Origin of the sequence: Cupriavidus sp. SK-4 (assembly GCF_000611125.1) — a bacterium.
GTDB lineage: Bacteria > Pseudomonadota > Gammaproteobacteria > Burkholderiales > Burkholderiaceae > Cupriavidus > Cupriavidus necator.
This window is the reverse complement of sequence record NZ_JFJW01000055.1, coordinates 97,043-109,805: the sequence shown is the minus strand read 5'-3', so window position 1 is coordinate 109,805 and position 12,763 is coordinate 97,043. Positions and strand designations below refer to the sequence as shown.

Here is a 12,763-nt window from a genome sequence, read left to right as displayed (position 1 = left end):
GCTCAGCCGCCGATCCGCGGCGCCATGGTGCGCAGGTATTCGGTAAAGGCCAGCAGCCCCTGGGTCGGGAACTTGTCCTGGTGCACCACCAGCTGCAGCGGCCGCACGATGCGTGGCAGGCCGTCGCGGATCGCCACCAGCGTGCCGCGTTCCAGTTCATCGCGCACCACATGCAGCGACAGGCAGCTGACGCCGAAGCCGCTCATCACGGCGCGCTTGATGGCTTCGGCGTTGCCCAGTTCCAGCGCGAAGCGCAACTCGCCCAGCAGCGGCACCAGCCGTTCCTCGATGACCTCGCGCGTGCCCGAGCCGGGCTCGCGCACGATCCACTCGGCATCGCGCAGCGCCACCAGGTCATGCGGCACGGCCGCAAGCGGATGCGAGGGGCCGACTACCACCACCATCTCGTCATCGCACCAGCGCACGCTGCGCAGGTCGCGCTCATGGCTGGCGCCTTCGACCAGGCCGATATCGGCGTCGAACTGCAGCAACGATTGCAGCACCTCGCGGGTATTGCCGATGCGCAGGTCCAGCGTGCACGGGCCACTGCGCGAATGGCGGAAGCCAGCCAGCAGCGGCGGCAGGATGTAGCTGCCTATGGTATTGCTGGCCGCGATGCGCAGCTGCACTCCAGTCTGGGTGGCAAAGCGCTCCAGTTCCTGGGCCTGGTCCAGCAGCGACAGCGCGCGCGGGAAAAACTGGCGCCCGGTCTCGTTGATGCTGAGCCGGCGGGCCACGCGGTCGAACAGCGGGCTGTCGAGCGCGCGCTCCAGCTCGGCCAGCGAGGCGCTGACGGCCGACTGCGACATCGCAAGTGCCTGCGCCGCCGCCATGGTGCTGCCATGCTGGGCCACGGCAACGAAGACGGAAAGCTGGCGCAGTGTCAGGCGCAGGGGGCGGTGTTCAGGGCGCGGGTCGGGGCGGTGGTCCATATCGAAATAATCAATAACGTATAACGATATTACCCGTTTTACGGGTTAGAGGGGTGCCAGTACGCTTGAGTCACTAAAGAACACGACCCGAGCCTGCCATGTCCTCCGTCTCCGCCCCCCGCACCACCCCGGCCGCCGCACCGGCCTTGCCGCCGCCGTGGTCGCAGCGCCTGCTGACGCTGGTCCCGCTGGGCGGCATTGCCTGGCTGGCGATTGCGCTGGCCGAGCATCCGGCCGTGGCGCGCTATGGCCTCAGCGCGCTGACGCTGGCCATGTGCGCCGGCATGGTCGCAGCCAACACGCTGCCGCGTCACTGGCTGGCGCCGCTGGCCCCCGGCATGCAGGTCGCACGCCACCACCTGCTGCGGCTGGGCGTGGCGCTGTACGGGCTGCGCCTGACCTTTGCCTCGATCGTCGCGCTGGGCCTGCCGGGCATCGTGGTGCCGCTGACCATGCTGGTGGGCACGCTGCTGTTCGGCACCTGGGTGGGTACGACGTTCTTCGGCCTGAGCCGCCGCGAAGCGATCCTGGTCAGCTCCGGCAGCGCCATCTGCGGTGCCGCCGCCGCCATCGCCGTATCGTCGGTGGTGCGCACCGACGACAAGCAGACCGCCGTGGCGGTGGCGACGGTGGTGCTGTTCGGCACCGTCGGCATGCTGCTCTATCCCTATCTGTACGAACTGGCGACCGGCCATTGGCACTGGGCCGTCAGTGAGCGCATGTTCGGCATCTTTACCGGCGCGACGCTGCACGAGGTGGCCCAGGTGATCGCCGCGGGCAAGATGATCAGCGAGCCGACCGCAGACGCTGCCGTGGTGGCCAAGATGGTGCGCGTGCTGGCATTGGGTCCGCTGCTGCTGGTGATGGCACTGTGGCCGCAGCGCGGCGAACAAGCGGAGCAAGGTACTGCAGGCGGCAGCCGCCTGCACGGCATCCTGAAGTCGGTGCCGTGGTTCGCGGTGGGGTTTGTCGCGGTGATGGCGGTCAACTCGGCCGGCACCGTGCCCACTGCCTGGAAGGCGCCGCTGATCGCGCTGGACAACTGGCTGCTGGCCTGCGCGATGCTGGCGATCGGCCTGCACACCCGCATCGGCGACCTGGTGCGCGCCGGACGCAAGCCGCTGGCGCTGGCCGGTGTGTTGTTCGTGTTCCTGATGGGTGTGGGCGCGCTGATGTGCTACGCGATGGCCTGACGCGCGCGGACCTGAAGGCATCAGAAGAGGGGGCCGATGGCCCCTTCTTTTATTTTGGCGCGGGAGCGGAAGGGGGCGGCTGTACGCCCTGGTGCGGCCGACGGGACTCGAACCCGTAAGCCTGGAAAGGCGGCAGATTTTAAGTCTGCTGAGTCTACCAATTTCTCCACGGCCGCACGACAAGCCCGGTATTGTGGTGGCTCCGCATCCCGGATGCAAGCGCGTTGCTGGTGCGCGCGCCGGGCGCGCGAAAATGTGACGCCACTGTTACGGCTGGTAACAATGTCGACCTTGCCGTTGCACCTGGAAAATTCCGAACCCCTACAATACGGATTAAGAGAAATCTCACATTGAGAGGCGGATATGAAACGTTGGTGGCTCGCAGCATTCGGTGTCGCAGCCGGGCTTGCTTCCGGGGCAGCAATGGCCCATGTGAGCGTCGGCGTGGCAATCGGCGTGCCGGGCGTAGTGGTTGGCGCGCCCGCCTACTATCCGCCAGCCCCGGCTTACTATGCACCGCCGCCTGTCGTGGTGGCGCCCGCGCCGGTCTACTATGGCCCGCCCCCGGTGGTGGTACGCCCGCGTCCGGTTTATTACGGTCCTGGCTACTACGGCCCGCCGCGTTACTACGGCGGCCACCGCGGCTACTATGGCCCGCCGGGATACCATCGTGGGCACGGCCATGGCCACCGGCATGGGCATGGCCATGGCCGTTGGCGCGACGACTGATCGTCGTTCGAGCTGCGCAAGCTTTTTGAAAGAGAAGGGGCCCTCTGGGGCCCCTTCCTTTTCCTGCCGCACTGCGACATGAGGCGCTGAAGCCAGTTCCCGGAAATTCGCCCCCTTGCTGAGAGTAGTCAAATTATTTGAACAGACTGCTCAAAGCATCACCTCTATCGTCATAAGGGTTTTCCCCTAAACTATCGTTGTGACATCGTGATGACGGCACCGCAAAGTGCTGCACGGTGCCTCGACTAACAATAGCAAGGGGAATATCCATGAAGATCACACAAGCCGTTGCTGCCGTCGCAGCGCTGGCCGCGCTGGGCGCGCTTTCCACCTCCGCATTTGCCGCCGTCGGCAAGGTCGATCCGTACCTGGACGGCGCCAGGGTCGGCAAGACGGACCCGTACACCGATGGTGCCAAGATGGGCAAGGTTGATCCGTTCACCGACGGTGCCCGCCTCGGCAAGCCCGATCCATACACTGATGGCGCGCGCATGGGCAAGCCTGATCCGTACTCGGACGGCGCCTGAATCGCTGTTGTCCGTCCATGATGAATGGCCCGCCAAGCGCGGGCCATTTTTGTTTTTGCCCGCGCTCCGGCGCACCGCAATGGGGCGCCTGTCATGACGATGGCGGGGGTGCGGCGCTATACTTCGGCCTCAACCAAATGAATGATCAGGAGAGTGGCATGCAGCAAAAGACGGTTCTGACGGCAGACGACGTGAAGAAGATCATGGCCGCTGCGGAAACCGAGGCGAAGAATCATCAATGGGCCGTGTCCATCGTCGTGGTGGACGATGGCGGCCATCTGCTGGCGATGCAGCGCCTGGATGGTGCCGCGCCGATCTCGGCCTATATTGCCGGCGAGAAGGCCCGTACCTCGGCGCTGGGCCGTCGCGAGTCGAAGGTCTACGAAGACATGATCAACAACGGCCGCTACTCGTTCATGACGGCGCCGGTGCTGCAAGGCATGCTGGAGGGCGGCGTGCCCATCGTCTGCAACGATCAGGTGGTCGGTGCCGTGGGCGTGTCGGGCGTGAAGTCGACCGAAGACGCGCAGATCGCGCGTGCCGGCATCGCTGCGCTGGGCCTGTAAAGCCCTTGCGCCGGCCACTGTGCTGGCGCATGAAAATGCCCCGCAGGCATGGCCTGCGGGGCGGCATAAAAGAGGGCATGGCTGGGTACGGTCGGCCCGGCGTGGGGTCTGAATCCCGCCCGCGGCACCAGTACCTGGCTACTGCCCAACACCTCGTTCCGAGGTGGTCCCCACAAAAGTCTTTACTGTCACGTACGTGGCACCCGCGCCCAACGCGGGTCTCGATCGCTTCCCTCTGGCTTCAACCTTGCGGTATTGCCGCAGGGCCGCGTCATTTCGTCAGGATCAGCTTGCCGTAGCGCGTGACGCGCAGCGTGTAGACATCGCCGTTGTGCAGGATCGGCAGGGTGCTGGCGCCGTGCATGATGGCGTCCAGGGCCACCGGCTCGCCGGCAGGCGCCGGCGACAGGCTGTCGCGCACCAGTGCCTCCAGCCGGGCGGGCAGGGCCGCGACCGCGGACTTCACGGATGCGATGGTCGACGGTGCCGCCTTCGCGCTGGCCTCGCGGCGCGGTTGCGCGGCGACCTCGACGCGGCGCAGCGACAGCCGGCGGCGGGTGACTTCACGCGGTTGCGACAGCGGCAGGGAAAGTGTGCTCATCTTCTGGCTCCGTTCTGCAAAAAGGGCGCGCCGGTCATGGCGCAGTCGATGGAATGATATTAAATGAGAATTGTTATCATTACAATAGCATCCGACCGAGATTCGCGGAACGACCATGAGCGCCGGTGAAGGGCGCAGCGACGACGCAGCGCAGGCTGGCGGCATGAATCGGCGGCATCAACGACAAAGGGCACCCTGAGGTGCCCTTTGTCGTTCTGGAGCGCCTGGCGGCGCCCGCTTACTGCTTGGGTTCGGTGATAAAGCCGATCTTGCCCAGGCCGCCGTGCTGCGCGGCGGCCATGACCTCGGCCACGCGCTCGTAGCGCACCTCGCGGTCCGCGCGCAGGTGCAGCTCAGGCTGCGGCTGCTGCTGCGCGGCCAGCGCGATATTGCTTTCCAGCGTGGCCTGGTCCACTTCCACCTGGTTCCAGAAGACCTTGCCGGCAGCGTCGATCGAGACGTTGATGTTCTGCGGCTTCGGGTCGTTCGGGGTGTTGGTGGCGCGCGGCAGGTCGATCTTCACCGCGTGGTTGATCACGGGGATGGTGATGATGAAGATGATCAGCAGCACCAGCATGACGTCGACCAGCGGCGTCATGTTGATCTCGCTCATCACCTCGTCGTCGTCGCCGTCGAGAGTACCGAATGCCATGATGACTTCCTTGCTAGCGGTTTAGCGCTGTGCCGCGGCCAGGCGCACGGTGCCGTCTTCGGTGCGGGCGCCAGTGGGGCGCACGCGCGCGCCGGTGACGAAGTAGGCGTGCAGGTCGTGGGCAAAGCGGTTGAGCTTCGAGATCACCGACTTGTTGCCGCGGGTGAGGGCGTTATAGCCCAGCACGGCGGGAATTGCCACGGCCAGGCCGAAGGCGGTCATGATCAGCGCCTCGCCCACGGGGCCGGCAACCTTGTCGATGGTCGGCACGCCCGAGGCGCCGATGCCGATCAGCGCGTGGTAGATGCCCCACACGGTGCCGAACAGGCCGACGAACGGTGCGGTCGAGCCCACCGAAGCCAGCACTGCCAGGCCCGACTGCATGTGCGCCACCGACTCGTCGATGGAGCTCTTGAGCGAGCGGGTCAGCCAGTCAGAGATGTCCATCACGTCGTGCAGCTGCGGCTGGCTGGCGCGGTGGTGCTGGGCGGCTTCCTTGCCGGCGATAGCCAGCGTGCGGAACGGGTTGGAATCGCCGGCGCCCAGGGTTTCGAGCGCGTGGTCGAAGTCGTCCGAGTGCCAGAAGCGCTTTTCCGCGCCGTGCGCCATCTTCTTCAGGCGCACCAGATCCCACGCCTTGGTAAGGATCACGATCCATGAGGCGAGCGACATGATCAGCAGAATGATCGCGGTCGCACGCATGACGAAGTCGCCTTGCGTCCAGAGGTGGGAGAGTCCGAGGTCCTGCATGTGTTGGTTCCTGGTGAGTTCGCTTGGTTTAGGTCAGATCAGAGATCGGAAATCTGGGGCGGTCAGTTCAGTTCGAAGCCGATTGGCTGCTGCGCCGTGACGGCGACGGCGCGGCCGTTGTCCATGTAAGGCTTGCAGCGCATGCTCTGCACGGCCTCTACCGCGGCCTGGTCCAGGCGCGACGAACCGCTCGAGGATACGACGGAAGTCTTCACGACCTTGCCGCTTTCGTCGGTGGTCAGGCGCACCACGGCCTTGCCGGTCTCGCCCATGCGGCGTGACTGGGAAGGATACTTCGGTTGCGGCGCCGTGCACTGGATTTCGCCGATGCCGACTGCGCGCGGCGCGGCGGATACCGGCGCCGGGGCGGGCTCAGCGGCCGGTGCCGGGGGTGCCGGCGGCGCGGGAGGGGCCTCGGGCGCGTTCGGTGTCGGCGGCAGGCTGGCTACCGGCTGCGGGGTTGGCTTGGGCTGCGGCGGGGTCGGCTTGGGCGTGGTCACCTTCACCTGCTTAGGCGGGGTTTCCTGCTTGGGCTTGGGTTTGGGCGGCTCCGGCGGGGCTTCCTGCTTGGGAGGCTCCAGCGGGATGATGCGCGCGACGATTTCCGGCGAGATCACCGCCTCGGTCAGCTTGCGGCCCAGGCCGCTTTGGATCAGGTAGAGCAGGCCGACGTGGAACAGCAGTACGGCAAGCGTAATCTTGAGGAAGCGTTGGTCGAACATGTGTCAACAACAAAAGTCTGCCAGCGGTGGCACCGCAGCGGCGCTGTGCGCCGTCACTTGCGATAAAACAGGATCAGCGAGATGCCGCAACCGACCAGCAGGCTAAGCAGCAATTCCATGATAAACGCTCCTTCAACTGGGTTGCCGTGGGAGCGCCACTCTGGGGCAGCGTGTCAGCGGGCTAGTATAAACGATAATGATTCTTATTTGTTGTGATTTGTGCGTCGCAACTGGAATTTTCCGGCGCGGCACGTTATACCGGCAAGTCCAGGCAGCATTTCGGGAGGTGATGCAGCGGTACACGCGCGCTGGCGCGCTCTGGCACTTTGCTGCGCTTCGGTGCCCCAGGCCACAATCGCCGGTGCCCGTTGCGCACAGGCATGCGCGGTTGGCACCAAAGCGCGCTAGCATAGGAAGAAACTGCAGACGTGGCGGTGCCCCGGTCGCGGCCCCGCCATCGCGCACAGCGCGCTCGGGGACCCGTCCATGGACTTCACACGTTTTGCTGAAGATGACCGATCGACGATTCTGCGCTCCATGCCTGGCACATCGTCCAGTTCAGCATTGGACTGGATGTGCGCGCAGTTTGCCCTGCGCGTGGTTTGCGCACTGGGCCCGCGCTTCAACCTGCGCAGCAATATCAACGATGTCCTGACCGTCAGCGCGCAGGAGATGGTGTGGCCGTACGGCGTGGTGCTGCGCGTGCAGCGCTTCCTGGCCGCGCGCTGCGCCGACATGCCCGCCTGGAAGGGCACCGCCCGCCTGACCCCTGAGGAATTCCTGGACCGCCACGGCCAGTGGAACAGCGCTTTCGATGAAAGCGCGCTGTTCTATTACCTGGACGAGTACGTCAAGCACCACGCCAAGGACATGTTCGCCGTGTTCGACGCTTCGGCCGCTGCCATCGCCCAGCGCCTGGAAGGCGAGCGCGTGCTGCTGGTGCGCAATATCGACATGCTCAGCCATGTGCTGGACCTGCCCGACCACGAGCGCACGCTGCTGCTGTACGCCGCGCTGGCCAAGTACAAACGCGACCTGCGCGCGGTGATGGTCGACTGCAAGGTGGCGCACAGCCAGGAAGCGTTCCAGATCCTGGCCGGGCTGACCGGCGCCGGCGCCGCCGACGTGGCCGCCTCGCTGCGGCCGGGCTCGCGGCTGGAGACGCTGAACCTGATCGAGCAGCCGCTGCCGGAAAACAGCGTGACCGACCTGGGCGACCTGATGCGGCTCTCAGACCGGCTGCTGCACGTGCTGCTGGGCAACTACGCCAACGAAGCCGAGATGATGGCGGTGTTCACGCGCCCGGCCGCGCCGCCCACGCTGACCACGGCCGACTACCCCCATGTCGAGACCGACGCGCGCTACCTGTGCGCGCTGCTGAGCAATGCCACGCGCCAGCATGCGAGCGGCGTCAACGTGCTGATCTATGGCCCGCCCGGCACCGGCAAGACCGAGTTTGCGCGGCTGCTGGCGCGCGAGGCGGGGTGCGAGCTGTATGAAGTCGATTGCCTGGACCGCGACGGCAACAGCCTGTCGGGCAAGGACCGCTACCGCTCGCTGCAGGTGTCGCAGGCCTTCCTGCGCGGGCGTGCCCATACCGCGCTGCTGTTCGATGAGGTGGAAGACGTCTTCCCCGGCAGCGCGCGCGAGCTTATGAGCCTGTTCGGCCAGGAAGACACGCGCGCCTCGGTCAACGGCAAGGCCTGGGTCAACCAGACGCTCGAGCAGAACCCGGTGCCGGTGATCTGGATCTCGAATTCGATCCGGCAGATCGACCCGGCCTACCTGCGCCGCTTCCAGTTCCACCTGGAACTGAAGATCCCGCCGCCGCTGGTGCGCGAGAACATCATCCGCAAGCACCTGGGCGGGCTGGATGTCAGCGACGCCTTTATCACCGGGCTGGCCGGGCGCAAGACGCTGACGCCGGCACAGGTGCAGTCGGCCGCGCGCTTCGTCGAGCTGGCGCGCCCCGATGTTGAGGAACCGGTCGAGGCGCTGATCCTGCGCCAGCTGGAACACGCCGACCGCGCCATGGGGCTGCGCCCCGAGGCCGAGGCGCGGCCGGTGGTCACGCACTACCGGCTGGAGAACCTGCACCTGGAAACCCGCTATGAGGTGGTCAAGATCGTCGACGCGCTGCGCGTGCGCCAGCGCGGCACGTTGTGCTTCTACGGCCCGCCCGGCACCGGCAAGACCGCGCTGGCCGAGCATATCGCGGCCGAGCTGGACCTGCCGCTGATGATCCGCCGCGCCTCCGACCTGATGAGCAAATATGTGGGCGAGACCGAGCAGCAGATCGCCGCGATGTTCGCGCGTGCCGAAGAGGATGGGGCGGTGCTGCTGCTGGACGAGGCCGACAGCTTCATGCAGAGCCGCCAGCAGGCGGTGCGCAACTATGAGATCTCCGAGGTCAACGAGATGCTGCAGGGTATGGAGCGCTTCAACGGCATCTTTATCTGCACCACCAATCTGTTCGACCGCATCGACGAGGCCGCGCTGCGCCGCTTCTCGTTCAAGATCCGCTTCCTGGCGCTCAAGCCCGCGCAGCGCGTGGCGATGTTTGTCGACGAGGCGCTTAACGGCGACGCCGCCGGCCTGACCGACGCCATGCGCCGGGAGCTGGATGCAATGGATTGCCTGACGCCGGGCGACTTTGCCACCGTCAAGCGCCAGTGCGTGCTGCTGGGCGAGGCGCTGACACCGGATGAATTCCTGGCGCAGCTGCGCCAGGAGCATGCGATCAAGCCCGAGGTGCGGGAGCACCGGCCACTGGGCTTTTTGCAGTAGGGAAGGCGCCGGCCGCAGTGTCGGCTACAGCGCGGGCGCCGGCTCGATCACCACTGTCTCGGCATCGGCCTGCACCTGCAGCAGCGTGGCTGCCATGGCACGCAGGTGCGCGGCGTCCTTGGTGGAGGCAAAGCGGTCGTGCGGCGTGGCATCGGGCGCGGCAGCCATGCCGTGCTCGGCCAGCTTGCGCGCGAGCTGGCGCGCGATCGCGCTGCCGGTGTCGACCAGCGCCAGCTGGTCGCCCACCATCGCGCGGATGGTGCCAGAGAGGAAGGGGTAGTGGGTGCAGCCCAGCACCAGTGTGTCGGCGCCGGCTTCGAGCATGGGTGTGAGGTAGGCATCGAGCCGCTCGCGCACGGCGGGGCCGTCGACATCGCCTTGCTCGATCAGCGACACCAGGCCGAGGCCGGCTTCGCAGATAAAACGGCTTTCTCCATCCAGCGACGCCAGCAGCCGCCCGAACTTGGCGCTCTTGAGCGTGTTGGCGGTCGCCAGCACGCCCACCACCTTGCTGCGGCTGGCCGCGGCGGCCGGCTTCAGGCCCGGTTCCACGCCGATGATCGGAAGCGGCAGTTGCTTGCGCAGCAGCTCCACGGCATGGCCGGTGGCCGTGTTGCAGGCGATCACCAGCGCCTTGCAGCCCTGGGCGATCAGCCATTCGCAGGCCTGCAGGGTGCGCGCTTCGACAAACTTCTCGGGCTTCTCGCCGTACGGCGCGTATTTTGAATCGGCCAGGTACAGCAGCGATTCATGGGGCAGCAGCGCGCGAATCTCGCGCAGCACGGACAGGCCGCCGAGGCCGGAATCGAAGACGCCGATGGGTGCGGGGTTCACTGGGGTGCAGGGACGACAAGAAACAAGGTAGAAAAAAGCCGGGTCGGAACCCGGCTTTTTATCGAGCGCGACGGCAGATTCTACCGTCTTGCCAGGCTTACAGCGCGGCGACCGGGATCTTGCCGATCTTGGCTTGCCATTCGGCGGGGCCGGTCTTGTGCACCGAGGTGCCTTCGCTGTCCACGGCGACTGTCACCGGCATGTCCTTGACGTCGAACTCGTAGATCGCTTCCATGCCCAGGTCTTCGAAGCCAACCACCTTGGCTTCCTTGATCGCCTTGGCCACCAGGTAGGCGGCGCCGCCCACGGCCATCAGGTAGGCCGACTTGTGCTTCTTGATGGCCTCGATCGCCACCGGGCCGCGCTCGGCCTTGCCGATCATCGAGATCAGGCCGGTTTCGGCCAGCATCATCTCGGTGAACTTGTCCATGCGCGTGGCGGTGGTGGGGCCGGCCGGGCCGACGGCCTCGTCGCGAACCGGATCGACCGGACCGACGTAGTAGATCACGCGGTTCTTGAAGTCCACCGGCAGCTTTTCGCCCTTGGCCAGCATGTCGGCAATGCGCTTGTGCGCGGCGTCGCGGCCGGTCAGCATCTTGCCGTTGAGCAGCAGGGTCTGGCCCGGCTTCCACGAGGCGACTTCTTCCGGCGTCAGCGTGTTCAGGTCGACGCGCTTGGAGGTCTCGGTGTTCGGTGCCCACTCGACCTTCGGCCATTGCGACAGGTCAGGCGCTTCCAGCTTGGCCGGGCCGCTGCCGTCCAGCGTGAAGTGCACGTGGCGGGTGGCGGCGCAGTTGGGGATCATCGCGACCGGCTTGGACGCGGCGTGCGTCGGGCAGGCCATGATCTTGACGTCCAGCACGGTGGCCAGGCCGCCCAGGCCCTGCGCGCCGATGCCGAGCGCGTTGACCTTCTCGTACAGCTCGACGCGCAGTTCCTCGACCCAGTCCTTGGGGCCGCGGGCGATGATGTCCTGGATGTCGATGGACTCCATCAGCGATTCCTTGGCCATCACCATGGCCTTCTCGGCGGTGCCGCCGATGCCGATGCCCAGCATGCCCGGCGGGCACCAGCCCGCGCCCATGGTCGGCACGGTCTTCAGCACCCAGTCGACGATCGAGTCGGACGGGTTCAGCATCACGAACTTGGACTTGTTCTCCGAGCCGCCGCCCTTGGCCGCGACCTGGATGTCGACGGTATTGCCCGGCACCACTTCGTAGTGGATCACGGCCGGGGTGTTGTCCTTGGTGTTCTTGCGGCCGCCTTCGGGCGGGCTGACGATCGAGGCGCGCAGCACGTTGTCCGGATGCGTGTAGCCGCGGCGCACACCCTCGTTGATCATGTCGGTCAGGCCCATGGTGGCGCCGTCCCAGCGCACGTCCATCCCCGCCTTGACGAAGATCGTGACGATGCCGGTGTCCTGGCAGATCGGGCGCTTGCCCTCGGCGCACATGCGGCTGTTGGTCAGGATCTGCGCGATTGCGTCCTTGGCCGCCGGGCTCTGCTCCAGCTCATAGGCGCGGCCCAGGCTGGTGATGTAGTCCATCGGGTGGTAGTAGCTGATGTACTGCAGGGAATCGGCGACGCTCTGGATGAGGTCTTCTTGCTTGATGACAGTCATTTTGTGGGGGAGGGCAGCGGTGAAACACAGCCTGAAATCATACACTGAGCCGGGGCGCTCTGCCCGGCTGCATACATCCGTCCACAGCCGGTAATGTGCGGCAAACGCCGCTGGCTGCGTGGGGGCGGGCCCAAAAGCAAAAACCGCGGCACATGGCCGCGGTCTGGCTGGGACTAGGCGTCCGATGGCGCACTAATGTGATTAGTGCTTGGCATGTGCGCCGGCCGGGTGCGACACCATCCGGTCCACCCAGGCCATGGCGACCGCCGACAGCAGGAAGGCAATATGGATGGCCACCTGCCACATGATGGTGTGCGTGGTCCTTTGCTCGGCATCGATAAAGGTCTTGAGCAGGTGGATCGACGAAATCCCGATCAGCGCCATCGACAGCTTGACTTTAAGCACGCCGGCGTTGACGTGGTCCAGCCATTCCGGCTCGTCCGGGTGGTTGTCGATGCCCAGCCGCGAGACGAAGGTCTCATATCCGCCCACGATCACCATGATCAGCAGGTTGGAGATCATCACCACGTCGATCAGGCCCAGCACCACCAGCATGATCTTGTTTTCGTCGAACTCGGTCACGTGTGCCAGCAGGTGCCAGACTTCGACCAGGAAATGGTAGACATAGACGCCCTGGGCCACGATCAGGCCCAGGTAAAGCGGCAACTGCAGCCAGCGCGACGCGAAGATGATGCTCGGGATCGGCCGCATGGTCTGCGGCCTGGTCATTGGATTGGAAGCCATGGGCGGGGCGGTGTCGGCGAGTTGGAAGTCGGCGTGGATTGTACCAAGCGCTGATGACCGGGCGGTGTTACCGACCGTAACCAAAGACGGTTACCGCTCGTCGCC

At 65.9% G+C, this 12,763-nt stretch carries 13 protein-coding genes and 1 tRNA gene; 5 read left to right on the top strand and 9 right to left on the bottom strand.

From position 1 onward, the window contains the following. Positions 1-2: 2 nt before the first annotated feature. Positions 3-932, bottom strand: a complete 930-nt coding sequence (locus CF68_RS10805; protein ID WP_035818344.1) for a LysR family transcriptional regulator — start codon at positions 930-932, stop codon at positions 3-5. Between the two features lie 98 nt (positions 933-1,030). Here CF68_RS10805 and CF68_RS10800 point away from each other — a divergent pair, with 98 nt between their 5' ends. Continuing rightward, positions 1,031-2,125, top strand: a complete 1,095-nt coding sequence (locus CF68_RS10800; protein WP_035818342.1) for a YeiH family protein — start codon at positions 1,031-1,033, stop codon at positions 2,123-2,125. Between the two features lie 89 nt (positions 2,126-2,214). Here the strand turns inward: CF68_RS10800 and CF68_RS10795 are convergent. Next, positions 2,215-2,301, bottom strand: a tRNA-Leu gene (locus CF68_RS10795). A 187-nt stretch (positions 2,302-2,488) separates the two neighbouring features. Between CF68_RS10795 and CF68_RS10790 the strand changes: the two genes are divergently transcribed. The 3 genes from CF68_RS10790 to CF68_RS10780 all read left to right on the top strand — a co-directional run bounded on the left by CF68_RS10790 (position 2,489) and on the right by CF68_RS10780 (position 3,947). Continuing rightward, positions 2,489-2,854 (top strand): hypothetical protein, encoded by a 366-nt coding sequence (locus CF68_RS10790; protein ID WP_035818340.1) that lies wholly within the window; start codon positions 2,489-2,491, stop codon positions 2,852-2,854. 269 nt (positions 2,855-3,123) lie between these two features. Then, on the top strand, positions 3,124-3,381 hold the full coding sequence (locus CF68_RS10785) for a hypothetical protein (RefSeq protein WP_010814704.1): 258 nt from the start codon (positions 3,124-3,126) through the stop codon (positions 3,379-3,381). A 158-nt stretch (positions 3,382-3,539) separates the two neighbouring features. Then, on the top strand, positions 3,540-3,947 hold the full coding sequence (locus CF68_RS10780; RefSeq protein WP_010814705.1) for a heme-binding protein: 408 nt from the start codon (positions 3,540-3,542) through the stop codon (positions 3,945-3,947). Positions 3,948-4,218: 271 nt separating this feature from the next. Here the strand turns inward: CF68_RS10780 and CF68_RS10775 are convergent, their stop codons facing one another. From CF68_RS10775 to CF68_RS10760, 4 genes are all read right to left on the bottom strand, one after another. Next, complete coding sequence (locus tag CF68_RS10775) at positions 4,219-4,548, bottom strand: hemin uptake protein HemP (protein WP_035818337.1); 330 nt, start codon at positions 4,546-4,548, stop codon at positions 4,219-4,221. A 238-nt stretch (positions 4,549-4,786) separates the two neighbouring features. Next, positions 4,787-5,200, bottom strand: a complete 414-nt coding sequence (locus CF68_RS10770) for a biopolymer transporter ExbD (protein ID WP_035818334.1) — start codon at positions 5,198-5,200, stop codon at positions 4,787-4,789. A gap of 21 nt (positions 5,201-5,221) precedes the next feature. Further along, positions 5,222-5,950, bottom strand: coding sequence for a MotA/TolQ/ExbB proton channel family protein (locus CF68_RS10765; protein WP_035818331.1), 729 nt, complete (start codon positions 5,948-5,950; stop codon positions 5,222-5,224). A gap of 62 nt (positions 5,951-6,012) precedes the next feature. Then, complete coding sequence (locus CF68_RS10760; protein WP_035818328.1) at positions 6,013-6,672, bottom strand: energy transducer TonB; 660 nt, start codon at positions 6,670-6,672, stop codon at positions 6,013-6,015. Between the two features lie 486 nt (positions 6,673-7,158). Between CF68_RS10760 and CF68_RS10755 the strand changes: the two genes are divergently transcribed. Next, complete coding sequence (locus tag CF68_RS10755; RefSeq protein ID WP_035818326.1) at positions 7,159-9,459, top strand: AAA family ATPase; 2,301 nt, start codon at positions 7,159-7,161, stop codon at positions 9,457-9,459. 24 nt (positions 9,460-9,483) lie between these two features. Here CF68_RS10755 and murI read toward each other — a convergent pair whose 3' ends face one another. From murI to CF68_RS10740, 3 genes are all read right to left on the bottom strand, one after another. Continuing rightward, the gene (gene murI, locus CF68_RS10750) at positions 9,484-10,293 is read right to left on the bottom strand and encodes a glutamate racemase (protein ID WP_035818324.1); all 810 of its coding nucleotides are present in this window, start codon (positions 10,291-10,293) and stop codon (positions 9,484-9,486) included. 97 nt (positions 10,294-10,390) lie between these two features. After that, positions 10,391-11,914 carry a fumarate hydratase gene (locus CF68_RS10745; RefSeq protein ID WP_035818322.1) on the bottom strand — a complete coding sequence of 508 codons (1,524 nt, stop codon included), beginning with the start codon at positions 11,912-11,914 and terminating at the stop codon, positions 10,391-10,393. A gap of 201 nt (positions 11,915-12,115) precedes the next feature. After that, positions 12,116-12,658: a TIGR00645 family protein gene (locus CF68_RS10740; RefSeq protein ID WP_035818320.1), complete on the bottom strand. Its 543-nt coding sequence runs from the start codon at positions 12,656-12,658 to the stop codon at positions 12,116-12,118. Between the last annotated feature and the right edge of the window lie 105 nt (positions 12,659-12,763).

What these genes read in the sequence shown, in the direction of transcription:
- CF68_RS10805 (WP_035818344.1), bottom strand. Translation starts at nt 932, where the DNA reads ATGGACCACCGCCCCGACCCGCGCCCTGAACACCGCCCCCTGCGCCTG.
- CF68_RS10800 (WP_035818342.1), top strand. Translation starts at nt 1,031, where the DNA reads ATGTCCTCCGTCTCCGCCCCCCGCACCACCCCGGCCGCCGCACCGGCC.
- CF68_RS10790 (WP_035818340.1), top strand. Translation starts at nt 2,489, where the DNA reads ATGAAACGTTGGTGGCTCGCAGCATTCGGTGTCGCAGCCGGGCTTGCT.
- CF68_RS10785 (WP_010814704.1), top strand. Translation starts at nt 3,124, where the DNA reads ATGAAGATCACACAAGCCGTTGCTGCCGTCGCAGCGCTGGCCGCGCTG.
- CF68_RS10780 (WP_010814705.1), top strand. Translation starts at nt 3,540, where the DNA reads ATGCAGCAAAAGACGGTTCTGACGGCAGACGACGTGAAGAAGATCATG.
- CF68_RS10775 (WP_035818337.1), bottom strand. Translation starts at nt 4,548, where the DNA reads ATGAGCACACTTTCCCTGCCGCTGTCGCAACCGCGTGAAGTCACCCGC.
- CF68_RS10770 (WP_035818334.1), bottom strand. Translation starts at nt 5,200, where the DNA reads ATGGCATTCGGTACTCTCGACGGCGACGACGACGAGGTGATGAGCGAG.
- CF68_RS10765 (WP_035818331.1), bottom strand. Translation starts at nt 5,950, where the DNA reads ATGCAGGACCTCGGACTCTCCCACCTCTGGACGCAAGGCGACTTCGTC.
- CF68_RS10760 (WP_035818328.1), bottom strand. Translation starts at nt 6,672, where the DNA reads ATGTTCGACCAACGCTTCCTCAAGATTACGCTTGCCGTACTGCTGTTC.
- CF68_RS10755 (WP_035818326.1), top strand. Translation starts at nt 7,159, where the DNA reads ATGGACTTCACACGTTTTGCTGAAGATGACCGATCGACGATTCTGCGC.
- CF68_RS10745 (WP_035818322.1), bottom strand. Translation starts at nt 11,914, where the DNA reads ATGACTGTCATCAAGCAAGAAGACCTCATCCAGAGCGTCGCCGATTCC.
- CF68_RS10740 (WP_035818320.1), bottom strand. Translation starts at nt 12,658, where the DNA reads ATGGCTTCCAATCCAATGACCAGGCCGCAGACCATGCGGCCGATCCCG.